Source organism: Streptomyces sp. NPDC033131, assembly GCF_055578365.1.
In genome coordinates this window covers 19,133-43,535 of record NZ_JBVIPA010000017.1, presented here as the reverse complement: position 1 = coordinate 43,535, position 24,403 = coordinate 19,133, and the positions used below count along the sequence as shown (strand labels likewise).

Below are 24,403 nucleotides of genomic sequence, written 5' to 3'. Positions count from 1 at the left end.
CTCAGCCGACCGCGGTCACCAGCACCGCCACCGTCGGACGATCCGCCAGCGCCTGCTCCACCTTCGCGCGGACCTCCCGGGCCACGTCCAGGGCCGGGTGGTCCGCGCGCACCGCCACTTCGACCCGCACATGGCGGCGCGGCAGAGTGTTCTCGCCCTGCCCCTCCTCGACGTGCACCGGCCGGCCCAGCAGGCCCGTCAGATGGAGCACGCCCGGGACGGCCAGTGCGGCGGCGCCCGCGCGGCCCTCGTCACCGGCGCCGGCCTCGACAGCGCGCGCCGGTTCGGACCGTCGTACCGGGGAGGCCTCGGCCTCCTCGCCCAGCACGCCCGTCACCCTCAGGTCCACCTCCGCCACCGCCAGGCCGAGCTCCGCCGCCGCGCCCGCCAGCAGCGCGCGTACCCGGGCCGCCGTCGCCGGCAGCGGCTCGGACACCGTGGCCGCGAAGTCCGCCGTCACGCGCAGCGGACCGGGCGGCAGCGCGCTCGGTGGCGGCTGCACGGCGGGCTCGTGCGTGTCCTCCGGGTCGGCGAGCCCGATCCGCAGCGGGCCCGGACGTACGCCGGGCAGGTCCCGTGCCGCGCGCATGAGCACCGCCTCCGCCGCCTCCTCGGAGATCCACGCGCCGTCGCGCGGGCCGCCCAGGGGAAGGAGCCTGCCGAGCCGCAGCCGCTGTCGTACCGCCTGTGTCAACCGGTCCGCCGTCATTACTCCAGCCTGCCGCATCCCCGGCGCGCGATCGCGCAACCCGGCTTACCGTGGTCGAAGAGCGACGGAACCGGAAGGGACGTACGGCCATGAGCGACATGACGGAGCGGAACCGGACGCAGAGCTCCGAGGGCGAGACCGAGTCGCCGGTGCAGGCCCGCAAGGCCGTCAAACGCGGCGGCGGGGACCCGGCCGGCCGGGGACGGACGACGATCGCCGACGGAGTCGTGGAGAAGATCGCCGGGATGGCGGCCCGCGACGTGGTCGGTGTGCACGCGATGGGCAGCGGGCTCAGCCGCACTTTCGGAGCGGTGCGGGACCGGGTCCCCGGCGGGGCGAAGTCGGTGACCCGTGGGGTCAAGGTCGAGGTCGGCGAGGTGCAGACCGCGCTCGACCTGGAGATCGTCGTCGAGTACGGCGTGGCGATCGCCGATGTGGCCCAGGCGGTGCGGGAGAACGTCATCGCGGCGGTGGAGCGGATGACCGGCCTCGAAGTCGTCGAGGTCAACATCGCGGTGAGCGACGTGAAACTGCCGGACGAAGAGGAAGAAGAGCCCGAGTCCCGGCTTCAGTGACGTGCCGACGACCGGGAACCGAACGGAGACACCATGAGCATGGCCGTGGTCGGGATGATCGCCGGCATGGCACTGGGCTTCGCCGGATACTTCGGCGGGTTCGGCGCCTTCCTGCTGGTGGCGGCCCTGGGCGCCATCGGTTTCGTCGTCGGCCGGTTCCTCGAGGGGGACCTGGACTTCGGCGACTTCTTCCGTAGCCGCGACAACCGGCGTGACGGGCGGCGGTGACGTCCGTGAGCAGCGGGGCCGGTGAGCTCCGCAGACCCCTGGCCGTCGTCCCGCCGGGCGAGCGCGGGGCGACCCGGATCGCCGACCGGGTCGTCTCGAAGATCGCCGCGCAGGCGGCGCGGGAGGCGCTGGGCGAACTGCCCGAGGACGCCTCGCCGCCGTCCGCCACCGTCGTCGTCGGCCACGAGACCGCCCGGATCCGCCTGCACCTCGAACTCGGCTATCCCTGCGACATCGGATCGCAGTGCCGCCGGGTGCGTCGTCATGTCGTGGAGCGGGTAGGCGCGTTGGTGGGCATGAAGGTGCCGGAGGTCGTCGTCCAGGTGGAACGGCTGCATCCGGTGACGGCACACGGCGCGGCAAAGGGGAGGACGCGATGAGCGAGCCCCACGGCTCCGAGGGCACCACACAACGACTGCCGGTCCTGGAGAAGGCGGCCGGCACAGGCGGGGAGTACGAGGCTCCACCTGCGCCGGCCGACGACTCGGGCGGGGCCGGGAGCAGTGGGCGGTTCTGGTCGGCACGCCGGGTGCCGGCCGGAATCGTGGCGCTGCTGCTCCTGGTCGTCGCGGGCGCCTTCCTGTACGACATCGCCGCGGTGCGAGCCGGCCGGGACGCCCTGGCCTGGCGCCGGGATCTGGCCAGGCAGCTCGCCGAGCGGCCCCTCGACGACATCTGGGTGCTCGTCGGCGCGGGCGTCGCCGCGGCCCTCGGCCTGTGGCTGATCGTGCTGGCGGTGACGCCCGGCCTGCGGGCGGTGCTGCCGATGCGGCGGCCCCACGCCGACGTACGCGCCGGGCTGCACCGGGAGGCGGCGGCCATGGTCCTGCGCGACCGGGCCATGGAGGTCGCCGGAGTGCAGTCGGTCCGGGTGCGGATGCGCCGAACCCGCGCCGACGTCCGCGCGGTCTCCCACTTCCGCGAACAGGACGACGTCCGCGCGGACCTGGAAGCAACCCTCGCCGAGGCCGTCAGGGGGCTGGGCCTGTCCCGGCCGCCCACCCTGTCGGTGCACGTGGTGCGGCCCGGACGGAAGGGGTGAGTACGGTGCTCAGGACCCTCAACCGGGTACTGCTCGGCGTGGTCGGCCTCGTGCTGGTCGTCGTCGGGGGTTCCGTCCTCGCCGTGGGACTGGGCGCCCCGGCGCCCTCGTGGTGGATCCACCAAGACCGGCACGACGTCCTGCTGAGCGAAGCCGAGCGCACCCGGTGGCGGGACGCCGACTGGTGGTGGCCGGTCGTGCTCGCCGTCCTCGCCGTCCTGGTGCTGCTCGCCCTGTGGCGGCTGACCGCCGTCCTGCGCAGGCACCGGCTCTCCGAGGTGCTCGTCGACACCGGCGACGGCGCGGGCGCGCTGCTGCGCGGGCGTGCCCTGGAGGGCGTACTGGCGGGCCAGGCGGGCGAACTGGACGGCGTCGCCCACGCCCAGGCCCGGCTGACGGGCCGGTCGAGCGCCCCGGAGGCCCGCGCACGACTCCGGCTGGAACCGCAGGTGGACCCCGCGACGGCCCTGCACGACTTCACCGACCAGGCGCTCGCCCACGCCCGGCACTCGGCGGGCCTGGCGTCCCTTCCGGCGGAGGTGCGGCTGAAGGGCGTCAAGCACCATGCGGAAAGGGTGAGTTGACAGAAGGGGTGAGGTGAGAGGCCGGAAGGGCCCGCGTGGGCGCGACCAGCGCCCACCGGACCCCTGGACGGCTCAGAACCCGTGCCGCATGCCCCCGTCGACCGGCAGCATGACCCCGGTCAGATAGGACGCGGCGGGTGACAGCAAGAACGCCGCCGTGCGCCCGAACTCCTCCGGCCTCCCGTACCGCCGCAACGGAATCCGCGACTCGTTCGCCGCCCGGGTCGCCTCGGGGTCGGCCGACAGACCGTCCAGTTCGCGCACACGGTCCGTGTCGATGCGGGCCGGAAGCAGTCCGACCACCCGGATGCCGCGCGGTCCCAGCTCGTCGGCGAGGGATTTGGCGAAGCCGGCCAGCCCCGGCCGCAGCCCGTTCGAGATCGTCAGGCCCGGGATCGGTTCGTGCACCGACCCGGACAGCACGAACCCGATGACACCTCCGGCGTCCAGCTCACCCGCCGCCTCCCGCGCGAGCCGTACCGCGCCGAGGAACACCGACTCGAACGCCGTCTGCCACTGCTCGTCCGTGGTGTCGGCGACGAAGCCGGGCGCCGGCCCGCCGACGCTGACGAGGATGCCGTCGAAGCCGCCGAAGTGCTCGCGCGCGGCGGCGATCAGCCGGGCGGCCACCTGAGGGTCGGCGTTGTCCGCGGCCACACCGACCGCGTTCGGGCCCAGCGCGGCCGCCGCGTCGGCGGCGCTCTTCTCACTCCGGCCCGTGACGACCACCTTCGCGCCGTCGGCGACCAGCTCGCGCGCGGCGGCGTTGCCGAGGCCGCGGGTGGCCCCGGTGACGACGTACACCCGGTTCTTCAGTCCAAGATCCATGGCCCCTATCCTGCCCGCTCGTCCCCGAACAGGGCGAGGGCGGTGTTCACCAGTCCGATGTGGCTGAACGCCTGCGGGAAGTTGCCGAGCTGCATGCCGGCCACCGGGTCGTACTCCTCGGACAGCAGCCCCACGTCGTTGGCGAGACCCACCAGCCGTTCGAACAGCTCCCGGGCCTCCTTCGTACGGCCCGTCATGTGCAGTGCGTCCGCGAGCCAGAAGGAACATGCGAGGAAGGTGCCCTCGCCGCCGGGCAGCCCGTCGACGGCCGACTCCTCGGCGCTGTAGCGGTGGACGAGCCCGCCGTGCCCCAGTTCGTCGCGGACCGCGTCGATGGTGCCGATGACGCGCGGGTCGTCGGGCGGCAGGAAGCCGACGCGCGGGATGAGCAGCAGCGCGGCGTCGAGTTCGCGCGAGCCGAAGTACTGCGTGAAGGTGTTCCGTTCCGGGTCGTATCCCTTCTCGCACACCTCGCTGTGCACCTCGTCACGCAGTGCGCGCCAGCCGTCCAGGTCGCCGCGGAGCTGCGGGAAGTCCTCCATGGCGCGCACGGCACGGTCGGCGGCCACCCACACCATCACCTTCGAGTGCACGAAGTCGCGGCGGCCGCCGCGCACCTCCCACAACCCCTCGTCCGGCTGCCGCCACGACTTGCGGAGGAACTCCAGCAGGACGCTCTGCATGGACCACATGTGCGGCTTGACGTGCAGACCCGCCCGCCGGGCCAGCGACAGCGTGTCCATGACCTCGCCGTACACGTCCAGCTGAAGCTGTTTCACGGCCTCGTTGCCGATCCGTACGGGACGGGAGCCGGCGAACCCGGACAGCCACGGCAGCTCGAACTCGGGCAGCCGCCGCTCGCCCGCGAGGCCGTACATGATCTGGAGGTCCGCCGGGTCGCCGGCGACCGCCCGCAGCAGCCAGTCCCGCCAGGCCTCGGCCTCCTCCTGGTAGCCGCACGACAGCAGGGCGCTCAGGGTGAGGGTGGAGTCGCGCAGCCAGCAGAAGCGGTAGTCCCAGTTGCGCACCCCGCCCAGCTCCTCGGGCAGTGAGGTCGTGGCCGCGGCCACGATGCCGCCGGTCGGCGCGTAGGTGAGTGCCTTCAGCGTGATCAGGGAGCGCACCACGGCGTCCCGGTGCGGCCCCTCGTAGCGGCAGCGCGCCGCCCACGCCCGCCAGTCGGCGACGCTGTGCTCCAGCGACTCGTACGGGTCGACGAGCGGCGGACGCGGCTCGTGCGAGGGGTGCCAGGTGAGCACGAACGCGACCTTCTCGCCCTCCTCGACGGTGAACTCCGAGTGCGTACCGAGGTCCTCCCCCCAGGTGTGGACGGGTGGCTCGCTGCGCAGCCACGCCGAGTCCGGTCCGGCGACGGCCACTCGATGCCCGTCGGACCGGCGCATCCACGGCACGACCGAGCCGTAGTCGAAGCGCAGCCGCAGGGTGCTGCGCAGGGTGACCCGGCCGCCGAGCCCCTCCACGACGCGTACGACGTCGGGGGCGCGGTGGCGCTGCGGCATCAGGTCGGTGACGCGCACGCGGCCCTCGTGGGTCTCCCAGTCGGTGTCCAGGACGAGGGTGTCGGGGCGGTATGCGCGCCTCGTGCACCGGTCGGCGCCCTTGGGGGCGATCCGCCAGTGGCCGTTGTCCTCGTTTCCGAGGAGCTTGGCGAAGCAGGCCGCGGAGTCGAAGCGGGGCAGGCAGAGCCAGTCGACGGAGCCGTCCAGGCCGACCAGGGCGGCGGTCTGTTCGTCGCCGATGAGGGCGTAGTCCTCGATACGGGGGTGCACGCAGTGCGGGTTCCCGGGCACCAGGGGTGGCAATCCGGGGCGGGGCCGGGTGGGTGAAGCCGGGCGGCCGCACCGGGAAGGGGCCGTACGGGCCACACGGGTGAGGCGGCCGCGCGGGCGGCTGCCTCACCCGTGTGCGGCCGCCGCACCGGTGAGGCGGTTACACCGTCGCCGGCTCCGACTCCGTCGTGGTCCGCTCGGCCTGCGCCGCCTGCCGGTCGCGCCGTTCCCGCCGGACCAGGACGACCCAGCCGACCGGCACGCCGGCCGCGAACAGCCACCACTGGATGGCGTACGCGTAGTTCAGCGCCGCGTCCTCGCTCCCCGGGCTGCCGATCAGCTCCGGGGTGTCGCCCTTCGGCTCGGGCGCCGTCTGCACGACATAGCCGCCGAGCACCTGGGCGCCGAGGCGGCGCGCTTCCTGCGCACTGTTGATCAGCATGATCTGCCGGTCCGGCAGGCCCTTGAGGTCCTTGATGCCACTCGCCGCGGTCGTCTCGTCGGGCATGAGCCGCCCGGTGACGGTGATCCGGCCGCCCGGCGGTGCGGGGATCTTCGGGAACGCGGTCTGGCTCGGGCCGTTCGCGGGGATCCAGCCGCGGTTGACCAGCAGCACCCTGCCGTCCGTGAGGACGAACGGGGTCAGGACGTGGTAGCCGACCTCGTCGTCGGAGTTGGTGCGGCGGCGGACGACGACCTCGTCGTCGGTGTCGAAGCGGCCCTTCGCCGTCACGTTGTGGTACCGCTCGCCGGTGGTGACGGTGTGACCGGGGGAGGTCAGCCGCTCCACGGGCACAGGGTCGGCGGAGAGCGCGGCGGAGACCAGCTGGTTCCGGGCGGTGCGCTCCTCGTAGCGGTGCATCTGCCAGATACCCAGCCTGATCATCGTGGGGATCAATAGGAGGGCGACCAGCGTGAGGATCACCCACTGCCGGGACAACAGGAAGCGGTACACCCCACGACCGTACAACCGGGTCGTGGGGCGCACGGAGGCGGGTACCGGAAGCAGGGCTTCCGGGGGCCGGCTCAGACCTTGTCGACGATGCCCACCTTGCCCTCCGCGCGGGCGCAGTGGGCGCCGCAGAACCAGTGACCCTCGACCTCGACGCCCTGCCCGATGATCTGCACCCGGCAGTGCTCGCAGATCGGGGCCATGCGGTGGATCGCACAGGCGAAGCAGTCGAAGACGTGCACCGAGCCCTGGGCGTGCACCTCGAAGGTCATTCCGTAGTTATTGCCGCAAACTTCGCAAGTCGCCATGGGCCACAGGGTGAGCGCTCGGCGCGGCGCGGGCGAGCGGTTGCCGGGCGAGTCGCGCGGCAATCACCCGTCCGTACGGTCGCTGCCGGGCCGCCGCCCGGTCGCCGAGCGCCGTTTCGTACGGTCATCCCTCCGACGCCGCTTCGACGTCACCGAGGAGCTGCCCGAACGCCGCCTCGTCCACCACCGGCGTCCCGAACTGACGGGCCTTCACCACCTTCGACGTGCCCGAGTCCGGGTCGTTGGTGACGAGGAGGCTGGTCAGCCGGGACAGACTCGTCGCGACATGCAGCCCGGCCTCGGTCGCGCGGTCCTCCAGCAGGTCGCGCTCGGTCGACGTGTCCCCGGAGAAGGCGACCCGCATGCCCTGTTTGAGCCTCTTGCCCGCTTCGTATCGCCCTGGGTTGGGATAGGGGCACGCCGGCCTTCTGCGGGCGGGGCGCCAACTGGTTGGCCGATAGCTTCCGTAGCCCGCCGGCTGCTGCCGGGGCACGGCCCGGTCCGTCCACTCGGTCAGCGGCCGGCACTCGTGCAGCGGCAGCCGTACGCCACCCGCCGCCGCGGCCCTCAGGCTCGGCCGGAACGCCTCCGCGAGGACGCGCGCGTCATCGAGGGCATGATGCGCCCGCTGCTGTACGACGCCGAAGTGTGCCGCCAGGGCCTCCAGCTTGTAGTTGGGCAGCGGCAGGGCCAGCTCCTTGGAGAGCGCGATGGTGCACAGCCGCTGCCGCACCGGCGCCTCGCGCTCCGCGCGCGCGTACTCGCGCGCGATCATCTGCCAGTCGAAGACCGCGTTGTGCGCGACGAGCACCCGGCCGTCCAGGCGGGCCGAGAACTCCTCGGCGATCTCCTGGAAGAGGGGAGCGCCCTCCAGCACGTCACTCGTCAGGCCGTGGATCCACACGGGGCCCGGGTCCCGCTGCGGGTTGACGAGCGTGTACCAGTGGTCCTCGACCTCGCCGCGCTCGTCCAGACGGTAGACGCCCGCGGAGATTATCCGGTCGTCCCGGGCCAGGCCGGTGGTCTCCACGTCAACGACCGCGTATCCCTTCGGATACGCGGCCGGCCAGGCGGTGGGGGAGGACGCTGCCCTCGTGCGGTCTTCGAGCATGGTCCCTGAGGATACGGGTCGCGACTGACAGCCCCCGTCCACAGGTGCGTTGTCGGGTTCGGCTGTTCGAGCAAGGCCGAATTCCCTTCCCCGATGGACGGTTTGGTCCCCTCCCCGGTCCTCGGCGTCGGTCCGCGTCGGCACGGGGCGCGTGCGGCCCGGGGTGCGATCCTCCGACTGTGACCGAACCCACGCATGACGACGGCGTCGTCTCCACCGCGGGCCCCTTGGTGGAGATCGCCATAAAGCAAGCGCGTACCGTCGGTAATACTTGTGGGTAACAACGTCTAGCCGCGGCCGACCAGCGGTTCTACGGTGCCCTCATGCCGAACCTGCCCGATGTCGTGCTGTGGTCGATCCCCGCCTTCGTGCTGCTCACTTTGATCGAGATGATCAGCGTCCGCCTCCATCCCGACGAGGACGCGGCAGGCTACGAGGCCAAGGACGCCGCCACGAGCGTCGGCATGGGACTCGGGAGCCTGGCCTTCGACTTCCTGTGGAAGATCCCGATCGTCGCCGTCTACACGGCGGTGTACGAACTCACCCCAGTGCGGGTGCCCGTACTGGGGTGGACCGTCCCTTTGATGCTGCTCGCCCAGGACTTCTTCTACTACTGGTCACACCGCGGACACCACGTCATCCGCATCCTGTGGGCCTGCCACGTCGTCCACCACTCCAGCCGCAGGTTCAACCTCACCACCGCCCTGCGCCAGCCCTGGACCTCGCTGACCGTCTGGCCGTTCTACGTCCCCCTCATAGCCCTCGGCGTGCACCCGGCCGCCCTCGCGTTCTGCTCCTCCGCGAACCTCGTCTACCAGTTCTGGATCCACACCGAGCGGATCGACAGGATGCCCCGCTGGTTCGAGTACGTCTTCAACACGCCGTCGCACCACCGGGTGCACCATGCTTCCCAGGGCGGCTATCTGGACCGCAACTTCGGCGGCATCCTCATCGTCTGGGACCGGCTCTTCGGATCATTCGTCGCCGAGACCGTGCGGCCCGTCTACGGGTTGACCAAGAACATCGACACGTTCAACCCGCTCAAGGTGGCCACTCATGAGTACGTCGCCATCGTCAAGGACGTGAAGGCGGCGGCCGGTTGGCGCGAGCGCGCCGGGCGGGTGTTCCGGGGACCCGGGTGGCAGCCGGCGCCCGCGCCCGTGCCGGAAGCGGCCGGGGAAACCGTGGTCGCGTGACCGTTCGCCGAGTCCTGTTCGCCGCCTTCGCGCTCGTCGTCGCCGCGGATCTCGTCTGCCTCGGCCTGGGGTTCGGCCCCGGGCACACCGTCGCCAAGCCGCTGCTGATGCCCCTCCTGGCCGCGTACGCGGCATCACACGGCGCCCCCCGCCTCCTGCTCGCCGCTCTCGTCTTCGGCTGGGGCGGCGACGTCCTGCTGCTGTTCGACGCCGAGCCGGCCTTCCTCGCCGGCATGGCCTCCTTCGCGGCCGGCCACCTCTGCTATCTCGCCCTCTTCCAGGCATACGGCGACGCACGCGCGCGTGGCGGCCTGCTCGTCCCCGTCTACGCCACCGCCCTGCTCGCCACCGTGGCCTCGCTCTGGCCGGACCTGCCCGCAGACCTCCGCGTTCCCGTCGCCGGCTACAGCCTCCTGCTCACGGCCATGGCGTACGCGGCAGCGACCCGCCTCGGCCTCCTCGCCGGCCTCGGCGGTGCGCTCTTCCTGCTGTCCGACACCCTGATCGCCACCGGCGTCGCCGACTGGCCCCAGCCGCCGCGACCCGACCTGTGGATCATGCTCACCTACATCGCCGCGCAACTCCTCCTCACCTCCGGCACACTCGGTGCCCACGACACGCGTCCGGCACCGGTGACGGCGTACGGCGACGTGCGCTCGCCCGCCCCTTGAGCGCACCCGCGGTCGATCACCGGCTGAGGCTCCCGGACCGCGAGAGCCTCACCAGCGGATCGGCACCGGCAACGCCGTCAGCAGCCCCGACACCGCGACCACCACGCCCAGCGCGACGACCTCCGCGCGCGCGGGCGAGCAGGCGGTCAGCGGGTCGGCGGCCCGGCCGAGCCGGATCCGCGCCCACAGGGCGAGCGCGGCGACGGCGGCCACGAGGAGCACCTTGGCCAGCAGGACGCGTCCGTACGCCGTCGTCGTCAGCTGCTCCAGGATCGTCTCCGCAGGCATGCGGCGCAGCGAACTGGCCACCCCGGTCGCCGTGATGGCGGCGAGCAGAACGGCCGCCACGCGCGCGTAGAGGCCCAACAACGCCACGCCCGCTTCCGAGGGCCCCCAGCACCGCAGCATCCGCAGCGCGTAGAGCAGACCACCCGCCCACAGCGCCGCGCACGTCAGATGCACCAGCGTCAGCCCGGAGCCGACCAGCGGGCTCTGTTCGGTGGTGGGATGCGCGCGCAGGGCCTCGGCGACGACCACCGCGGCCAGCGGCCACACCTGCGTCGCCGGCCGCGCCGAGAGCGCGCACAGCCCGGCGGCGAGGAACCCGTTGACCTCCACCAGGGCGAGCTTCCCGTCCCGCGACTCGTAGAGGCCGCCGACGTCGATCTCGGCGATGCTGCCCGGCACCGCGTTCCCCGTCGCCACGATCGACGCGAGTCCCAGTGCGGCGACGAAACCGGCGGCTGCCGCGTACGGGGCCCAGCCGCGGGGTGCGGCTTCCGGAGCGCCGGGCACGCCACGGAGCAGCCGGCGTACGAACAACTCGCCCACCGGCACGCACAGGGCCCCGAACAGCACGGTGCGCAGCAGCGCGACAGCGCCGACGCCGGGTGCGGCGGCCTCTCCGGTGTCGTGCAGCGCGGTGGACGGCCCGAGCAGCGGCACCAGCGCGGCCAGCAGCACCAGGACCAGGACGGCGACGGCCCGGCCGGTCCCGGGGCGCCGCGCGGGCTCGGTCGCGCCGGACACGCCGGGCGTGGGTCTTGGCAAGGTCACCTCGAGATCTTCACCAGCCGTCATGGAGCAGGGCAAGTCCAGGCATACAACGGGGACGTACGGCATTCCGCTCATCGATACGTTTGCGGCCCGACCGTGACTCAGCTCCGGCGCGGCGCGTCCGCTCCCCAGGGCCCCGGCGCCGTGTCCAGTCGGCCGGGCCGCCCTCGAAGGAGACCGGCGGCAGGGCGTACCGCAGCCGCCCGGGCGCACGGTCGGTCTGGGCCGGCCACTCGTCCGGCCCGGCGTACATCTCGTCCAGGCAGGCCACGGCCGACCTCATTCATCAGCCACTTGGCCGGCGCCGACCGTACGTGCCCCCGACTCGGCGGCGGCCGGCGCTCACGCGCCCACGAGGACGTCGCGGACGTGAGGTTCAAGGCAGGCGGGAAGCTGGGCACCGCCACCCACCCGGCGTGCGACGACACCGGCGGCCAGGACGAGACCCTGTCGGCGGGCACGATGACGGCCTACGAGCTGGACGGCGTCCCGGCCGAGGTGGCCATCGCGGTCGGGGACCCGCCTGCGGACGCGCGACTCGTCGCCGTCCACGCGAACAAGGAACTGCCGCCCGAGGTGCGGAAACTGATCGACGGATCCTGACACCGGTGCGGGGCGTCACCGCCCCGCACCGGCCAGGCCTGCTCCTGAAGCCGGTACGGCACGGCAAGGTCCGCCGGGCACCCGTCGGCCTGGAGGAGACGATGCGCAGAACACACTCGGCCTGACAACACCGGGCGGCGCGGCCCGTCGAGGCCGCGCCGCCCGGTTCGGGAGTTCGGGCTATTCCACCGCGCGCAGGGCGTTGACGATGCCGTGCCCGTAGAAGCCGTTGACGTGCTTGCCGCCCTTGCACACCGCGTCCTGCGTGCCGTTCCCGTCCTGGTCGTACGACTCCGGGCAGGCGGTGGCGTCCGCCTGCGCCTTGAGCAGCGCCTGGAGCTGGGCCGGTGTCGCCTTCGGGTGCGTCGACTTCAGCAGCGCGGCGACACCCGCGGCGTGCGGAGAAGCCATCGACGTGCCCTGGAGGAAGGCGTACTGGCCGTTCGGCATGGTGGACAGGATGCGGCCGTTCTTCGACGGCGTGTCCGGGATCTGGTAGAGCCGGTCGCCGCCCGGCGCGGCGACGTCGATGACGCCCTTGCCGTACGTGGAGTAGTACGACTTGAGGTTCTGGACGCCCGTCGCGCTGACCGTGACGACACCCGGCAGCTGCGTCGGCACGTCGAAGCACTCGTGCGGGTCGATGGTCCGCTCGACCGGCGTGGAGTCGTCGGGGCTGGAGTCGTCCACGATCGCGTCGGAGTCCAGGTCGTGGTTGGAGTTGCCCGCCGACGCGACGTTGAGCAGACCCTTGTGCTGGGCGTACAGCTGTGCCCTGTTGACCGCATCGACGATGGCCCGCTGGTCGGGGTCGTCCATGCAGTTGTACAGCCACGGATCAACGTAGTAGCTGTTGTTGGTGATCTCGACACCGTGGTCGGCGGCGAACACGAAGGCGCACACGACGCTCTCCGGGTAGAAGAGGCCGTTGTCCGGGTCGCTCACCTTGATGCCGGAAACCTTGACGCCCGGAGCGACACCGGCGACACCGATGCCGTTGCGGGCCGCGGCTATCTCACCGGCCACGTGCGTGCCGTGGTAGTCGTCCGCGGTGTACGGGCGCCAGGCGCCCTCGCTGGTGTCCGCCACGCCGCCGACACAGTTGGCCGACTGGGACGCGGAGAAGTTCGGGGCGAGGTCCGGGTGGGTGTCGTCGACGCCGGTGTCGATCACGGCGACGGTCACCTTGCGGCTGCCCGGGTTGATCTTCGCGGCCTTGTCGGCGCCGATCGCCCGGAGGTCCCACTGGTCGGCCTCGAGGGGCTCGCTGTCGGGCGCCGCCGCGGACGCGCTCTCGACCTTCGCGGCCTGCTCCTTCGACAGGAACTGCGCCGAACCCTCGTCGGTCGAGCCGGCGGCGGTCAGCGGCGTGGTGCGGGTGGCACCCGCCGACTGCACCCCGCGCACCCGGCGTATCTCCTTGCCGAAGTCCGGGTTCGACGAGTGGACGACGATCACGCCGATCTTCTCGTACGTGGTCACGACGGTGCCGCCGGCCACGGGCACCGCCTTCTTCACCGCTTCGATCGTGCGGCGGTCCAGCTTGGTGTTGACGACGTACGCCAGGTTGGGCGCGTCCACCGCCTGAGCGGAGGTCTCCGCCTGCGGGGCGGCCGACGCGGCCACGGGCAGGAAGCCCAGCGAGGCCGTCAGAGACAGCGCGACGGGCACGGCAAGGGCAAGGCGGCGTCTGGAACGCAGATGAGGCATGGGGTCTCCACATCATCCGGAAAACGAAACCGGCCCGAGGCACAGGTGGCGCTCGGGCAGGTACATGACGAGTGTTGCAGGCCCGAAGCTATCTCCCGAAGTCACTGGCCAGCAATGACTTACCAGAGGTGACTTCCGAAAGAAGCCCGCGTTGTTGAACCGGGGCTTGCGCGCCGCCGTGACCTTGGGCAGGGAACGCGAGGACACTCGCCCCCGATCCCCGTAACAACCGCATCCGCAACGCGAGGAGACTCCGTGGCCACCGACGCACCGCCCCCCTCGAAGGAGCAACACAAACTCCCCTCACCCGAGGAGTTCACCGAGGTGGCGGAGAGCGCGGAGTTCGGTGAACTGCGCCGCTCCTACCGCTCCTTCGCCTTTCCGCTGACCGTCGGCTTCATCGCCTGGTACCTGCTGTACGTCCTGCTGTCCAACTACGCGGGCGACTTCATGGGCACCAAGGTCTTCGGCAACATCAACATCGCCTTCATCTTCGGCATCGCCCAGTTCCTCACCACCTTCCTCATCGCCTGGTGGTACTCGCGGCACGCCGCCGCGAAGCTCGACCCCAAGGCCGAGGCCATCAAGTCCCGAATGGAGGGCGGCGCATGAGCCCCGTACAGCAGACCTTCCTCGCGGCGGGGGAGGCCAGCGAGCACCGGCCGCTGATCATCTCCCTGTTCGCGGCCTTCGTCGTCGCGACCCTCGTCATCACCGTCTGGGCGGGCCGCCAGACCAAGGACGCCGCCGACTTCTACGCCGGCGGACGCCAGTTCAGCGCCTTCCAGAACGGCCTCGCCGTCTCCGGCGACTACATGTCGGCCGCGTCCTTCCTCGGCATCGCCGGCGCCATCGCCCTGTTCGGTTACGACGGCTTCCTGTACTCCATCGGCTTCCTGGTCGCCTGGCTGGTGGCGCTGCTCCTCGTCGCGGAGCCGCTGCGCAACTCCGGCCGCTACACCATGGGTGACGTCCTGGCGTACCGCATGCGCCAGCGCCCGGTCCGCACCGCGGCCGGCACCTCCACGATCGTCGTCTCGATCTTCTACCTGCTGGCCCAGATGGCGGGCGCGGGCGTCCTCGTCTCGCTGCTGCTCGGCATCACCTCCGACGCCGGCAAGATCCTCATCGTCGCCCTCGTCGGCGTCCTGATGATCGTGTACGTCTCCATCGGCGGCATGAAGGGCACCACCTGGGTCCAGATGGTCAAGGCCGTGCTGCTCATCAGCGGCACCATCCTGATCACCTTCCTGGTGCTGCTGAAGTTCAACTTCAACATCTCCGACCTGCTGGGCACGGCCGCCGAGAACAGCGGCAAGGGCACCGCGTTCCTGGAGCCCGGTCTCCAGTACGGCGCGACCGGCACCACCAAGCTGGACTTCATCTCCCTCGGCATCGCCCTGGTGCTCGGCACCGCCGGCCTGCCGCACATCCTGATCCGCTTCTACACGGTCCCCAACGCCAAGGCCGCCCGGAAGTCCGTGAACTGGGCCATCGGCATCATCGGCGGCTTCTACCTGATGACCATCGCCCTCGGCTTCGGCGCCGCGGCGCTCATCTCGCAGGAAGAGATCATCGCGTCCAACCCGTCCGGCAACACGGCGGCCCCGCTGCTCGCCCTGCACCTCGGCGGCGTCGACTCCGCCTGGGGCGCCATCCTGCTCGCCGTGATCTCGGCGGTCGCCTTCGCGACGATCCTCGCCGTGGTCGCCGGCCTCACCCTCGCGTCGTCGTCGTCCTTCGCGCACGACATCTACGCGAACGTCATCAAGAAGGGCAAGGCAACCGAGAAGCAGGAGATGAGGGCGGCCCGGCTGGCGACCATCGGCATCGGCGCCGCCTCCATCCTCCTGGGCGCCCTCGCCCGCGACCTGAACGTCGCCGGTCTCGTCGCCCTCGCCTTCGCGGTCGCGGCCTCCGCCAACCTGCCGACGATCCTCTACAGCCTGTTCTGGAAGCGGTTCACCACCCAGGGCGCCCTGTGGTCGATCTACGGCGGTCTGATCGTCGCCGTCGGCCTGGTGCTGTTCTCGCCCGTCGTCTCCGGCGATCCCAAGGCCATGTTCCCGGACGTCGACTTCGCCTGGTTCCCGCTGAAGAACCCCGGCATCATCTCGATCCCGTTCGGCTTCGTGATGGGCTGGCTCGGCACGGTCCTCTCCAAGGAGGAGCCGGACACCGCCAAGTACGCGGAGCTGGAGGTACGGTCCCTGACCGGCACCGGCGCCCACTGAGGAATCCCGCGGGAATCCACTGAGATCCCCCCTGAGCGGCCGCGTCGTAGGTCCCTACGACGCGGCCGCGCCCCGTCTCGTGGGATCGGGCTCTGGTGTTGTCAGTGCCGTCACGTAGGCTCGCAGGAGACGGGAACAGTTGATCCGCGACGAGGGGAGGGGCCCACGTGCTCATCGACACCTACGGCCGGGTGGCCACCGACCTGCGAGTCTCGCTGACCGACCGCTGCAATCTGCGCTGTACCTACTGCATGCCCGAGGAGGGCCTGCAGTGGCTCGCCAGGCCCGACCTGCTCACCGACGACGAGATCGTGCGGCTCATCGACATAGCCGTCACCTCCCTCGGCATCGAGGAGGTCCGCTTCACCGGCGGCGAGCCCCTTCTGCGCCCCGGCCTGGTCGGCATCGTCGAGCGCGTCGGCGCCCTCGAGCCGCGCCCTCAGATGTCCCTCACCACCAACGGCATCGGCCTCAAGCGCACCGCCGCCGCCCTGAAGGCGGCCGGCCTGGACCGGGTCAACGTCTCCCTGGACACCCTGCGCCCGGACGTCTTCAAAACCCTCACCCGCCGCGACCGCCACCAGGACGTCATCGCCGGACTGGAGGCCGCCCGAGACGCCGGCCTGACCCCGGTCAAGGTCAACACGGTCCTGATGCCGGGACTGAACGAGGACGAGGCCCCGGACCTGCTGGCCTGGGCGGTGGAGCACGACTACGAACTGCGCTTCATCGAGCAGATGCCCCTCGACGCCCAGCACGGCTGGAAGCGCGACGGCATGATCACGGCGGGAGACATCCTGACCTCCCTGCGCACCCGCTTCGACCTCACCGAAGAGGGCTCCGGCGAGCGCGGCTCGGCCCCCGCCGAACGCTGGCTCGTCAACGGCGGACCGCACCGCGTCGGCGTCATCGCCTCCGTCACCCGCCCGTTCTGCGCGGCCTGCGACCGGACCCGCCTGACGGCCGACGGCCAGGTACGCACGTGCCTGTTCGCCACGGAGGAGACCGACCTGCGCGCCGCCCTGCGCTCCGACGCTTCCGACGAGGAGATCGCCCGCATCTGGCGTCTGGCCATGTGGGGCAAGAAGGCGGGCTCGGGCCTGGACGACCCGGCGTTCCTGCAGCCGGACCGGCCGATGTCGGCGATCGGCGGCTAGCGGATCCTCCGGCCGGCCGGAGGATCCAGGGGCCGGCTAGGAGGCCTCGGAGGACTCCCACTCCGACAGGAGGACCACGTCCTTCAGGAACCCGCGCACCCCGAGGAACTGTGACAGGTGCTCCCGGTGCTCCTCGCACGCGAGCCACGTCTTGCGCCGCTCCGGCGTATGGAGCTTCGGGTTGTTCCACGCCAGCACCCACACGGCGTCGGCTCGACAGCCCTTGGCGGAACAGATCGGGGTTTCTTCACTCACCGGTTCGTCTCACAGATGCGCTGAAAAAGGCGACGCCGAGCAGCCACGGGGGGAGCTGCCCGGCGTCGGTCCGTCGCTCCGACGGGGGATGCGGAGCGCCTACGAAGTATGTCACGGGTAACCCGTCGCCCGGCACCGGAACAACATGATTGATCTGAGCTTTTCTTGAGCTTGGCGACGCCCTGACTTCCGGTTTGTGACCCGCCCTCGGGCGCCGCGCATGATCATGCCCGCTCGCGCGGTTCCTTCGGTGCGCCCGACGCCGGATCGGCCACGACGTCTTCCGGGACGTCTTCCGGGACGTCTTCCGGGACGTCTTCCGGGACGTCTTCCGGGACGGGTTCCGTAAAGGTGTCCTGAGCACCGGGCGGAGTGATCATCGGCCGCGTCGGCGCGGCCACGAACGTCGACGGGAGCGACGGTGCGTTCTCCCGCCCCGCGTTGGCGACCACCACGGCGATATAGGGCAATACCACCCCGAGCACCAGCGCGACGATCGCGACGTGCCGTTCCACGTTCCACAGCGTCGCCGCGAGGATCACCGAGAGCGTACGGACCGACATCGAGATGACGTACCGGCGCTGCCGTCCGCGCACGTCTTCCTGGAGGCTCGTCCGGGCCCCGGTGATCCGGAACACCTCGACGTTGCCGCCGCCATGCTGCTTCCGCATCACATTCCACCATCCGCCCGCATCCGACTCCGCCCGCCCCGTATCCGGTCCGTTCCCCGGCCGGGGAACGCGATCCGGACAGCATCCACGGTACGCCGGGCCTGCGCCGCCTACGAGAGCGGGGCATGTCCAACCTGGACGAACGTCCTCGGCCGCGGCACGTACGGCCGCACCCGGCATGCGACGTACGGCGAGCCGTCCGACACTGGGCGTAATGCTCACTTAGAGCCGTACGAGGAGGCAGCCATGGGCTGGTTGTGGGCCATCATCGTGGGATTCGTCCTGGGTCTGATCGCGAAGGCGATCATCCCGGGCAAGCAGCACAGCCCTCTCTGGCTGACCACCATCTTCGGCATCCTGGGCGCGATCGTCGGCAACGCCATCGCCCGTGCGGCCGGCGTCGAGGCCACTTCCGGCATCGACTGGCTGCGGCATCTGTTCCAGCTCGTGGCCGCGGTCGTCATCGTCTTCCTGGGCGACATGGCGTACATGGCGACGCTGGGCCGCAACAAGCAGAGAACCTGAGGGCGGCACGGCGAAGGGGCCGCCTCCTGTGCGGGAGGCGGCCCCCTTCGCCGTTTCCGGCCCGGGTGCGTCTAGGAACCCGTGACCTCGACGGCCGCCAGGTTCTTCTTGCCCCGGCGCAGCACCAGCCAGCGCCCGTGCAGCAGGTCCTCCTTGGCGGGTACGGCGTCCTCCGCGGCGACCTTCGCGTTGTTCACGTAGGCGCCGCCCTCCTTGACCGTGCGGCGCGCGGCCGACTTGCTGGCGACCAGCCCGACCTCGGCGAACAGGTCGACCACCTGACCGAGCTCGGTGACCTGGATGTGCGGCACCTCGGACAGGGCCGCGGCCAGCGTCTTCTCGTCCAGGTCGGTCAGCTCGCCCTGGCCGAAGAGGGCCTTGGACGCGGTGATCACGGCGGCCGTCTGGTCGGCGCCGTGCACCAGCGTCGTCAGCTCCTCCGCCAGCGCCCGCTGGGCGGCCCGCGCCTGCGGACGCTCCTCGGTCTGCCGCTCCAGTTCCTCGATCTCCTCATGGGACCTGAAGCTGAAGATGCGCAGGAACTTGGAGACGTCCCGGTCGTCCGCGTTCAGCCAGAACTGGTAGAAGGCGTACGGCGTGGTCATCTCGGGGTCGAGCCAGATCGTGCCGGACTCCGTCTTGCCGAACTTCGTGCCGTCGGCCTTGGTGATCAGTGGCGTGCCCAGCGCGTGCACCACGGCGTCGGGCTCGACGCGGTGGATCAGGTCGGTGCCCGAGGTGAGGTTGCCCCACTGGTCGCTGCCGCCGGTCTGCAGCGTGCAGCCGTACCGCCGGTACAGCTCCAGGAAGTCCATGCCCTGCAGGATCTGGTAGCTGAACTCGGTGTAGCTGATGCCCGCGTCGGAGTTGAGCCGCCGCGCGACGGCCTCCTTCGCGATCATCTTGTTGACCCGGAAGTGCTTGCCCACGTCCCGCAGGAACTCGATGGCCGACAGGCCCTGGGTCCAGTCCAGGTTGTTGACCATGACCGCAGCGTTCGGCCCCTCGAAGTCGAGCAGGGGCTGGATCTGCCCGCGCAGCCGCTCGACCCACTGGGCCACGGTCTCCGGCGCGTTCAGCGTGCGCTCCGAGTTCGGCTTCGGGTCGCCGATCAGACCCGTGGCGCCCCCGACCAGGCCCAGTGGACGGTTGCCCGCCTGCTGGATCCGGCGCATCGTCAGGATCTGCACGAGGTTGCCGAGGTGCAGGCTGGGCGCGGTCGGGTCGAAGCCGCAATAGAACGTGACGGGACCGTCCGCGAACGCCTTGCGCAATGCGTCCTCGTCAGTGGAGAGGGCGATCAGCCCGCGCCACTTCAGTTCGTCGACGATGTCCGTCACGGTTCTCGTATCTCCTTGGAATGACCTTCGGGCAGCCGAGCGACAGCCGACTACGAGGTTATACGCCCTGACTGACAGAGCTCATATTGAAGTCCGGCACCCTCAGGGCCGGCATCGCAGCCCTAGTGAACCAGTCGCTCCACTCCCTCGGCAGCGTCTTTTCCGTGCGCCCGGCCTCGGTGGCCCGGCCCAGCAGGCCCACCGGCGACTCGTTGAACCGGAAGTTGTTGACCTCGCCGCTCACCTCGCCGTTCTCGACGAGGTAGACACCGTCCCGGGTCAGGCCGGTGAGCAGCAGCGTCGCCGGGTCGACCTCGCGGATGTACCAGAGGCAGGTCAGCAGCAGTCCGCGCCCGGTGTTCGCGACCATCTCCTCCAGGGACCGGTCCTCGCCCCCGTCCAGGATCAGGTTGTCGATGCCCGGCGCCACCGGCAGCCCGGTCAGCTCCGCGCTGTGCCGGCTGGTCAGCAGACCGCTCAGCTCGCCCTCGCGCACCCACTCGGTGGCGGTCAGCGGCAGCCCGTTGTCGAACACCGACTGGTCGCCCCCGGAGGAGTGCGTGAGCACGAAGGGCGCCGACTCCAGGCCCGGCGCGTGCGGGTCGCTGCGCAGGGTCAGGGGCAGGTCGGTGAGCCGCTCGCCCAAGCGGGTGCCACCGCCCGGCTTGGAGAACACCGTGCGGCCCTCGACCGCGTCCCGGCCCGACGCCGACCACATCTGGTAGATCAGCAGGTCCGCCACGGCGGTCGGCGGCAGCAGCGTCTCGTACCGCCCGGCGGGCAGATCGATCCGGCGCTCGGCCCATCCGAGGCGTACGGCCAGTTCGGCGTCCAGAGCGGCCGGGTCGACGTCCTTGAAGTCCCGCGTCGACCGCCCCGCCCACGCCGACCGCGTACGGTCCGGCGACTTGGCGTTCAGCTCCAGCGTCCCGTTGGGCTGGTCGTGACGCAGCCGCAGCCCCGTCGACGTACCGAGGTAGCTGGTGACCAGCTCGTGGTTGGCGAAGCCGTACAGCTCGCGTCCGCCCGCACGCGCGCGTGCGAACGCCTCACCGAGCGTCGGCGCGAAGTCGGCGAACACCGCGGAGGAGGTCTCGGCGGGCGCGTCCGTGAAGTCGGGGGACTCGGGTACGCCGGTGACCAGCGGCCGGGCGTCCTCGGCGGGCTGGGCACCGCGCGCGGCGGCCTCGGCGGCCCGCACCAGCGGCTCCAGCTCGTCCGCGGTCACGGCCGACCGTGAGACGACCCCGGAGGCCGTGCCCTCCTTGCCGTCGACGGTCGCGATGACGGTGAGCGTACGGCCGCGGGTGACACCGTTCGTGGTGAGCGCGTTGCCGGCCCAGCGCAGGTTGGCGGTCGACTGCTCGTCGGCGATGACCACACAGCCGTCCGCCCGGGACAGGGCGAGGGCCCGCTCGACGATCTCGTGCGGCTTGTTCGTCAGCGAAGTGATGCCGTTGGGCACACGCGGACTCATCGACCGGCCTCCTGCGTGGTGTTCAGAATGTTGACGCCCTTGAAGAGGGCGGACGGGCAGCCGTGGGAGACGGCCGCGACCTGGCCCGGCTGGGCCTTGCCGCAGTTGAAGGCGCCGCCGAGGACGTACGTCTGCGGGCCGCCCACCGCGGCCATCGATCCCCAGAAGTCGGTGGTCGTCGCCTGGTAGGCGACGTCCCGCAGCTGCCCGGCGATCCGCCCGTTCTCGATCCTGAAGAACCGCTGCCCGGTGAACTGGAAGTTGTAGCGCTGCATGTCGATCGACCAGGACCGGTCTCCGACGACGTAGATCCCGCGCTCCACGCTCCCGACCAGGTCCTCGGTGGACATCCCGGCGGGGTCCGGCCGCAGGGACACGTTGGCCATGCGCTGCACCGGGACGTGCCCGGGCGAGTCGGCGAAGGCGCAGCCGTTGGACCGCTCGAACCCGGTCAGCCGCGCGATCCGCCGGTCCAGCTGGTAGCCGACCAGGGTGCCGTTCCTCACCAGGTCCCAGGACTGGCCGGCGACGCCCTCGTCGTCGTACCCGACCGTCGCCAGGCCGTGCTCGGCGGTGCGGTCACCGGTGACGTTCATCAGCTCGGAGCCGTACCTGAGCTTGCCCAGCTGGTCGAAGGTGGCGAAGGAGGTGCCGGCGTAGGCGGCCTCGTAGCCGAGGGCCCGGTCCAGCTCGGTGGCGTGCCCGATGGACTCGTGGATGGTCAGCCACAGGTTGGACGGGTCGACGACGAGGTCGTACACACCCGACTCGACACTGGGTGCCCGCATCTTCTCGGCGAGGAGTTCCGGGATCTGCGCCAGTTCCGCGTCCCAGTCCCAGCCGGTGCCCGTGAGGTACTCCCAGCCGCGTCCGACGGGCGGCGCGATGGTCCGCATGGAGTCGAACTCGCCGCTCGACTCGTCGACGGACACGGCGGTCAGCTGCGGGTGCAGCCGGACCCGCTGCTGGGTGGTCACGGTTCCGGCCGTGTCGGCGTAGAACTTGTTCTCATGGACGGTGAGCAGTGAGGCGTCCACGTGGTTGACGCCGTCGGCGGCCAGGAGCCGCGCGCTCCACTCCGCCAGCAGTGCCGCCTTCTCCTCGTCGGGCACCGAGAACGGATCGATCTCGTACGACGAGATCCACGACTTCTCGGAGTGCACCGGCTCGTCGGCCAGCTCCACGCGCTCGTCCGACCCGGCGGCCTTGATCACCTGGGCGGACAGTTTCGCCATCTGGACCGCCTGCGAGGCGACCTTGGCGGCGGCGTCCAGGGTCAGATCCACACCCGAGGCGAACCCCCACGTCCCGCCGTGCACGACCCGCACCGCGTACCCGAGGTCGGTGGTGTCCGAGGTGCCGGAGGGCTTGGCGTCCCGCAGCCGCCAGGACGCGCTGCGCACCCGCTCGAACCGGAAGTCCGCGTGCGCCGCGCCCAGCGCACGCGCGCGTGCCAGCGCGGCGTCGGCCAAGGCGCGTAGCGGAAGCGCCGTGAAGGCTTCGTCGATCGTATGAGGCACGGGGCTCTCCCTGATGTCGTGGCCTGTCGGCTCCGATCATGTCGCGCGGGCAGGTCAACGGACCATACGTTTCCGGCGGAGTTCCGCATCTTTCTGTAGGGACCCGACAGCGAGTCCCGTTAGCCACTGTGGATGCCCGATTGTCCGCGCACGGGCCGGGACCGATAGGTTTTCGAGGAAGCCGCCTGTCACCAGGTGTTCGGGCGGGTGTGTCAGACCGCTATCGAAAGGGTGATCTGTTGAGCCGCTCGGTTCTCGTCACCGGAGGCAACCGGGGCATCGGCCTCGCCATCGCCCGCGCGTTCGCCGACGCCGGTGACAAGGTTGCCATCACGTACCGCTCGGGCGAGCCGCCGGCCGGCTTCCTGGCCGTCAAGTGCGACATCACCGACACCGAGCAGGTGGAGCAGGCCTACAAGGAGATCGAGGCCGAGCACGGCCCGGTGGAGGTGCTGGTCGCCAACGCCGGCATCACCAAGGACCAGCTCCTGATGCGCATGTCCGAGGAGGACTTCACCTCGGTCATCGACACCAACCTGACGGGCACCTTCCGCGTCGTCAAGCGTGCCAACCGCGGCATGCTGCGCGCCAAGAAGGGCCGCGTCGTGCTGATCTCGTCGGTCGTGGGTCTGTACGGTGGCCCCGGCCAGGCGAACTACGCCGCCTCCAAGGCCGCCCTGGTGGGTTTCGCGCGCTCGCTCGCCCGTGAGCTGGGCTCGCGCAACCTCACCTTCAACGTCGTCGCGCCGGGCTTCGTCGACACCGACATGACCAAGGCGCTCACCGACGAGCAGCGCGAGGGCATCGTCAAGCAGGTGCCGCTCGGCCGGTACGCGCAGCCCGAGGAGATCGCCGCGACGGTGCGGTTCCTCGCCTCGGACGACGCCTCGTACATCACTGGAGCCGTCATCCCGGTTGACGGCGGACTGGGAATGGGTCACTGATCACCATGAGCGGAATTCTCGAGGGCAAGCGCGTCCTGGTCTCCGGTGTGCTGATGGAGTCCTCCATCGCCTTCCACACCGCGAAGCTGGCCCAGGAGCAGGGCGCGGAGATCATCCTGACCGCGTTTCCGCGGCCCACGCTGACCGAGCGCATCGCCAAGAAGCTCCCCAAGCCCGCCAAGGTCATCGAGCTCGACGTCAGCAACGACGAGCACCTCGCACGCCTGGCCGACCTGGTCGGCGAGGAGCTGGGCGGCCTGGACGGCGTCGTGCACTCCATCGGCTTCGCGCCGCAGGACGCGCTCGGCGGCAACTTCCTCAACACGCCGTTCGAGTCCGTGGCCACGGCCATGCACGTCTCGGCGTTCTCCCTGAAGTCGCTGACCATGGCCTGCCTGCCGCTGATGCAGAACGGCGGCTCGGTCGTCGGTCTCACCTTCGACGCGCAGTACGCCTGGCCGCAGTACGACTGGATGGGCCCGGCCAAGGCCGCCCTGGAGGCCACGAGCCGCTACATGGCGCGTGACCTGGGCAAGCAGAACATCCGCTGCAACCTCATCTCGGCCGGCCCCATCGGTTCGATGGCCGCCAAGTCCATCCCGGGCTTCGCCGAACTGGCCTCCGTCTGGGACACCCGCGCCCCCCTGGAGTGGGACCTCAAGGACCCGGAGCCGGCCGGCAAGGGCGTCGTCGCCCTGCTCAGCGACTGGTTCCCGAAGACCACGGGCGAGATCATCCACGTGGACGGCGGTCTGCACGCCATCGGTGCGTGACGCTGCCGCAGTGACCGCTGAGGGGTGAGGGCCCGCGTCCTTTCGGACAAGGGCCCTCACCCCTCACTCGTTCGGCCTACCCGGCCGGGCGGGCGGGACCTGCCACCGCGCACTCTGGAGTACGCGTTCACCACACGCTCCCCT

Annotated in this window: 27 protein-coding genes; 14 read left to right on the top strand and 13 right to left on the bottom strand. The window is 70.9% G+C overall.

What is annotated here, in order from left to right; translation table 11 throughout:
* Window position 1 precedes the first annotated feature (1 nt).
* The gene (locus ACZ5XS_RS22300) at window positions 2–709 is read right to left on the bottom strand and encodes a nucleopolyhedrovirus P10 family protein (protein WP_468653862.1); all 708 of its coding nucleotides are present in this window, start codon (window positions 707–709) and stop codon (window positions 2–4) included.
* 89 nt (window positions 710–798) lie between these two features.
* Here ACZ5XS_RS22300 and ACZ5XS_RS22295 point away from each other — a divergent pair, with 89 nt between their 5' ends.
* Genes ACZ5XS_RS22295 through amaP form a run of 5 tightly spaced genes read left to right on the top strand, consistent with a single transcriptional unit; the run spans window position 799 to window position 3,138 of the window.
* On the top strand, window positions 799–1,284 hold the full coding sequence (locus ACZ5XS_RS22295) for an Asp23/Gls24 family envelope stress response protein (protein ID WP_217235816.1): 486 nt from the start codon (window positions 799–801) through the stop codon (window positions 1,282–1,284).
* A gap of 33 nt (window positions 1,285–1,317) precedes the next feature.
* The gene (locus tag ACZ5XS_RS22290) at window positions 1,318–1,512 is read left to right on the top strand and encodes a hypothetical protein (RefSeq protein WP_468653860.1); all 195 of its coding nucleotides are present in this window, start codon (window positions 1,318–1,320) and stop codon (window positions 1,510–1,512) included.
* Entirely contained in the window at window positions 1,509–1,892 is a 384-nt protein-coding gene (locus tag ACZ5XS_RS22285) for an Asp23/Gls24 family envelope stress response protein (protein WP_468653859.1), read from the top strand. The genes ACZ5XS_RS22290 and ACZ5XS_RS22285 overlap by 4 nt, the downstream gene beginning before the upstream one ends.
* Window positions 1,889–2,554 carry a DUF6286 domain-containing protein gene (locus tag ACZ5XS_RS22280; RefSeq protein ID WP_468653857.1) on the top strand — a complete coding sequence of 222 codons (666 nt, stop codon included), beginning with the start codon at window positions 1,889–1,891 and terminating at the stop codon, window positions 2,552–2,554. The genes ACZ5XS_RS22285 and ACZ5XS_RS22280 overlap by 4 nt, the downstream gene beginning before the upstream one ends.
* On the top strand, window positions 2,551–3,138 hold the full coding sequence (gene amaP, locus ACZ5XS_RS22275) for an alkaline shock response membrane anchor protein AmaP (protein WP_468653856.1): 588 nt from the start codon (window positions 2,551–2,553) through the stop codon (window positions 3,136–3,138). Before ACZ5XS_RS22280 ends, amaP begins: the two co-directional genes overlap by 4 nt.
* 72 nt (window positions 3,139–3,210) lie before the next feature.
* Here the strand turns inward: amaP and ACZ5XS_RS22270 are convergent, their stop codons facing one another.
* The 5 genes from ACZ5XS_RS22270 to ACZ5XS_RS22250 all read right to left on the bottom strand — a co-directional run bounded on the left by ACZ5XS_RS22270 (window position 3,211) and on the right by ACZ5XS_RS22250 (window position 8,127).
* Complete coding sequence (locus ACZ5XS_RS22270; protein WP_468653854.1) at window positions 3,211–3,966, bottom strand: SDR family oxidoreductase; 756 nt, start codon at window positions 3,964–3,966, stop codon at window positions 3,211–3,213.
* A 5-nt stretch (window positions 3,967–3,971) separates the two neighbouring features.
* Window positions 3,972–5,756, bottom strand: coding sequence for a glycoside hydrolase family 15 protein (locus tag ACZ5XS_RS22265; RefSeq protein WP_468653852.1), 1,785 nt, complete (start codon window positions 5,754–5,756; stop codon window positions 3,972–3,974).
* A gap of 160 nt (window positions 5,757–5,916) precedes the next feature.
* Window positions 5,917–6,711, bottom strand: a complete 795-nt coding sequence (locus ACZ5XS_RS22260; protein ID WP_468653850.1) for an SURF1 family cytochrome oxidase biogenesis protein — start codon at window positions 6,709–6,711, stop codon at window positions 5,917–5,919.
* Window positions 6,712–6,782: 71 nt separating this feature from the next.
* Complete coding sequence (locus ACZ5XS_RS22255; RefSeq protein WP_217235824.1) at window positions 6,783–7,016, bottom strand: hypothetical protein; 234 nt, start codon at window positions 7,014–7,016, stop codon at window positions 6,783–6,785.
* A 124-nt stretch (window positions 7,017–7,140) separates the two neighbouring features.
* Entirely contained in the window at window positions 7,141–8,127 is a 987-nt protein-coding gene (locus tag ACZ5XS_RS22250; protein WP_468653847.1) for a DEDDh family exonuclease, read from the bottom strand.
* Window positions 8,128–8,450: 323 nt separating this feature from the next.
* On the opposite strand from ACZ5XS_RS22250, the gene ACZ5XS_RS22245 reads away from it, so the two are divergent.
* Entirely contained in the window at window positions 8,451–9,323 is an 873-nt protein-coding gene (locus ACZ5XS_RS22245; protein ID WP_468653845.1) for a sterol desaturase family protein, read from the top strand.
* Window positions 9,320–9,994, top strand: a complete 675-nt coding sequence (locus ACZ5XS_RS22240) for a lysoplasmalogenase (protein WP_468653843.1) — start codon at window positions 9,320–9,322, stop codon at window positions 9,992–9,994. The genes ACZ5XS_RS22245 and ACZ5XS_RS22240 overlap by 4 nt, the downstream gene beginning before the upstream one ends.
* Before the next feature lie 48 nt (window positions 9,995–10,042).
* Here the strand turns inward: ACZ5XS_RS22240 and ACZ5XS_RS22235 are convergent, their stop codons facing one another.
* A complete protein-coding gene (locus ACZ5XS_RS22235; RefSeq protein WP_468653841.1) occupies window positions 10,043–11,050 on the bottom strand; it encodes a CopD family protein in 1,008 nt (335 codons plus the stop codon).
* A 96-nt stretch (window positions 11,051–11,146) separates the two neighbouring features.
* Here ACZ5XS_RS22235 and ACZ5XS_RS22230 point away from each other — a divergent pair, with 96 nt between their 5' ends.
* Complete coding sequence (locus ACZ5XS_RS22230) at window positions 11,147–11,653, top strand: DUF6281 family protein (RefSeq protein ID WP_468653839.1); 507 nt, start codon at window positions 11,147–11,149, stop codon at window positions 11,651–11,653.
* Between the two features lie 180 nt (window positions 11,654–11,833).
* Here the strand turns inward: ACZ5XS_RS22230 and ACZ5XS_RS22225 are convergent, their stop codons facing one another.
* Window positions 11,834–13,363, bottom strand: coding sequence for a S8 family serine peptidase (locus ACZ5XS_RS22225; RefSeq protein ID WP_468653837.1), 1,530 nt, complete (start codon window positions 13,361–13,363; stop codon window positions 11,834–11,836).
* Between the two features lie 255 nt (window positions 13,364–13,618).
* Between ACZ5XS_RS22225 and ACZ5XS_RS22220 the strand changes: the two genes are divergently transcribed.
* From ACZ5XS_RS22220 to moaA, 3 genes are all read left to right on the top strand, one after another.
* On the top strand, window positions 13,619–13,975 hold the full coding sequence (locus tag ACZ5XS_RS22220) for a DUF485 domain-containing protein (RefSeq protein WP_217235832.1): 357 nt from the start codon (window positions 13,619–13,621) through the stop codon (window positions 13,973–13,975).
* Window positions 13,972–15,597 (top strand): solute symporter family protein, encoded by a 1,626-nt coding sequence (locus ACZ5XS_RS22215; RefSeq protein WP_468653835.1) that lies wholly within the window; start codon window positions 13,972–13,974, stop codon window positions 15,595–15,597. Before ACZ5XS_RS22220 ends, ACZ5XS_RS22215 begins: the two co-directional genes overlap by 4 nt.
* Before the next feature lie 167 nt (window positions 15,598–15,764).
* Complete coding sequence (gene moaA, locus ACZ5XS_RS22210; protein WP_468653833.1) at window positions 15,765–16,754, top strand: GTP 3',8-cyclase MoaA; 990 nt, start codon at window positions 15,765–15,767, stop codon at window positions 16,752–16,754.
* A gap of 36 nt (window positions 16,755–16,790) precedes the next feature.
* On the opposite strand, the gene ACZ5XS_RS22205 is transcribed toward moaA, so the two are convergent.
* Both ACZ5XS_RS22205 and ACZ5XS_RS22200 read right to left on the bottom strand, forming a co-directional pair.
* On the bottom strand, window positions 16,791–17,009 hold the full coding sequence (locus ACZ5XS_RS22205) for a hypothetical protein (RefSeq protein WP_468653831.1): 219 nt from the start codon (window positions 17,007–17,009) through the stop codon (window positions 16,791–16,793).
* A 224-nt stretch (window positions 17,010–17,233) separates the two neighbouring features.
* Window positions 17,234–17,680, bottom strand: coding sequence for a DUF3099 domain-containing protein (locus tag ACZ5XS_RS22200; protein ID WP_468653829.1), 447 nt, complete (start codon window positions 17,678–17,680; stop codon window positions 17,234–17,236).
* Between the two features lie 246 nt (window positions 17,681–17,926).
* On the opposite strand from ACZ5XS_RS22200, the gene ACZ5XS_RS22195 reads away from it, so the two are divergent.
* The gene (locus ACZ5XS_RS22195; protein WP_217235836.1) at window positions 17,927–18,205 is read left to right on the top strand and encodes a GlsB/YeaQ/YmgE family stress response membrane protein; all 279 of its coding nucleotides are present in this window, start codon (window positions 17,927–17,929) and stop codon (window positions 18,203–18,205) included.
* 71 nt (window positions 18,206–18,276) lie between these two features.
* On the opposite strand, the gene tyrS is transcribed toward ACZ5XS_RS22195, so the two are convergent.
* From tyrS to ACZ5XS_RS22180, 3 genes are read right to left on the bottom strand one after another with little or no spacing between them, the layout of a single operon-like run.
* Window positions 18,277–19,545 (bottom strand): tyrosine--tRNA ligase, encoded by a 1,269-nt coding sequence (gene tyrS / locus ACZ5XS_RS22190; protein WP_468653827.1) that lies wholly within the window; start codon window positions 19,543–19,545, stop codon window positions 18,277–18,279.
* A 58-nt stretch (window positions 19,546–19,603) separates the two neighbouring features.
* Window positions 19,604–21,022 (bottom strand): metallopeptidase TldD-related protein, encoded by a 1,419-nt coding sequence (locus tag ACZ5XS_RS22185; protein WP_468653825.1) that lies wholly within the window; start codon window positions 21,020–21,022, stop codon window positions 19,604–19,606.
* A complete protein-coding gene (locus ACZ5XS_RS22180; protein WP_468653823.1) occupies window positions 21,019–22,542 on the bottom strand; it encodes a TldD/PmbA family protein in 1,524 nt (507 codons plus the stop codon). Before ACZ5XS_RS22180 ends, ACZ5XS_RS22185 begins: the two co-directional genes overlap by 4 nt.
* 239 nt (window positions 22,543–22,781) lie before the next feature.
* On the opposite strand from ACZ5XS_RS22180, the gene fabG reads away from it, so the two are divergent.
* Together fabG and fabI are read left to right on the top strand one after the other, a co-directional pair.
* Window positions 22,782–23,486 carry a 3-oxoacyl-[acyl-carrier-protein] reductase gene (gene fabG, locus ACZ5XS_RS22175; protein WP_468653821.1) on the top strand — a complete coding sequence of 235 codons (705 nt, stop codon included), beginning with the start codon at window positions 22,782–22,784 and terminating at the stop codon, window positions 23,484–23,486.
* A gap of 5 nt (window positions 23,487–23,491) precedes the next feature.
* Entirely contained in the window at window positions 23,492–24,259 is a 768-nt protein-coding gene (gene fabI, locus ACZ5XS_RS22170) for an enoyl-ACP reductase FabI (RefSeq protein WP_468653819.1), read from the top strand.
* The last annotated feature ends 144 nt before the right edge of the window (window positions 24,260–24,403 follow it).

Excerpts from the sequence above, each read along its gene's own strand:
- ACZ5XS_RS22300 (WP_468653862.1), bottom strand. The coding sequence starts at position 709 with ATGACGGCGGACCGGTTGACACAGGCGGTACGACAGCGGCTGCGGCTC.
- ACZ5XS_RS22295 (WP_217235816.1), top strand. The coding sequence starts at position 799 with ATGAGCGACATGACGGAGCGGAACCGGACGCAGAGCTCCGAGGGCGAG.
- ACZ5XS_RS22290 (WP_468653860.1), top strand. The coding sequence starts at position 1,318 with ATGAGCATGGCCGTGGTCGGGATGATCGCCGGCATGGCACTGGGCTTC.
- ACZ5XS_RS22280 (WP_468653857.1), top strand. The coding sequence starts at position 1,889 with ATGAGCGAGCCCCACGGCTCCGAGGGCACCACACAACGACTGCCGGTC.
- ACZ5XS_RS22270 (WP_468653854.1), bottom strand. The coding sequence starts at position 3,966 with ATGGATCTTGGACTGAAGAACCGGGTGTACGTCGTCACCGGGGCCACC.
- ACZ5XS_RS22255 (WP_217235824.1), bottom strand. The coding sequence starts at position 7,016 with ATGGCGACTTGCGAAGTTTGCGGCAATAACTACGGAATGACCTTCGAG.
- ACZ5XS_RS22250 (WP_468653847.1), bottom strand. The coding sequence starts at position 8,127 with ATGCTCGAAGACCGCACGAGGGCAGCGTCCTCCCCCACCGCCTGGCCG.
- ACZ5XS_RS22245 (WP_468653845.1), top strand. The coding sequence starts at position 8,451 with ATGCCGAACCTGCCCGATGTCGTGCTGTGGTCGATCCCCGCCTTCGTG.
- ACZ5XS_RS22225 (WP_468653837.1), bottom strand. The coding sequence starts at position 13,363 with ATGCCTCATCTGCGTTCCAGACGCCGCCTTGCCCTTGCCGTGCCCGTC.
- ACZ5XS_RS22215 (WP_468653835.1), top strand. The coding sequence starts at position 13,972 with ATGAGCCCCGTACAGCAGACCTTCCTCGCGGCGGGGGAGGCCAGCGAG.
- ACZ5XS_RS22200 (WP_468653829.1), bottom strand. The coding sequence starts at position 17,680 with ATGCGGAAGCAGCATGGCGGCGGCAACGTCGAGGTGTTCCGGATCACC.
- ACZ5XS_RS22195 (WP_217235836.1), top strand. The coding sequence starts at position 17,927 with ATGGGCTGGTTGTGGGCCATCATCGTGGGATTCGTCCTGGGTCTGATC.
- ACZ5XS_RS22185 (WP_468653825.1), bottom strand. The coding sequence starts at position 21,022 with ATGAGTCCGCGTGTGCCCAACGGCATCACTTCGCTGACGAACAAGCCG.
- fabI (WP_468653819.1), top strand. The coding sequence starts at position 23,492 with ATGAGCGGAATTCTCGAGGGCAAGCGCGTCCTGGTCTCCGGTGTGCTG.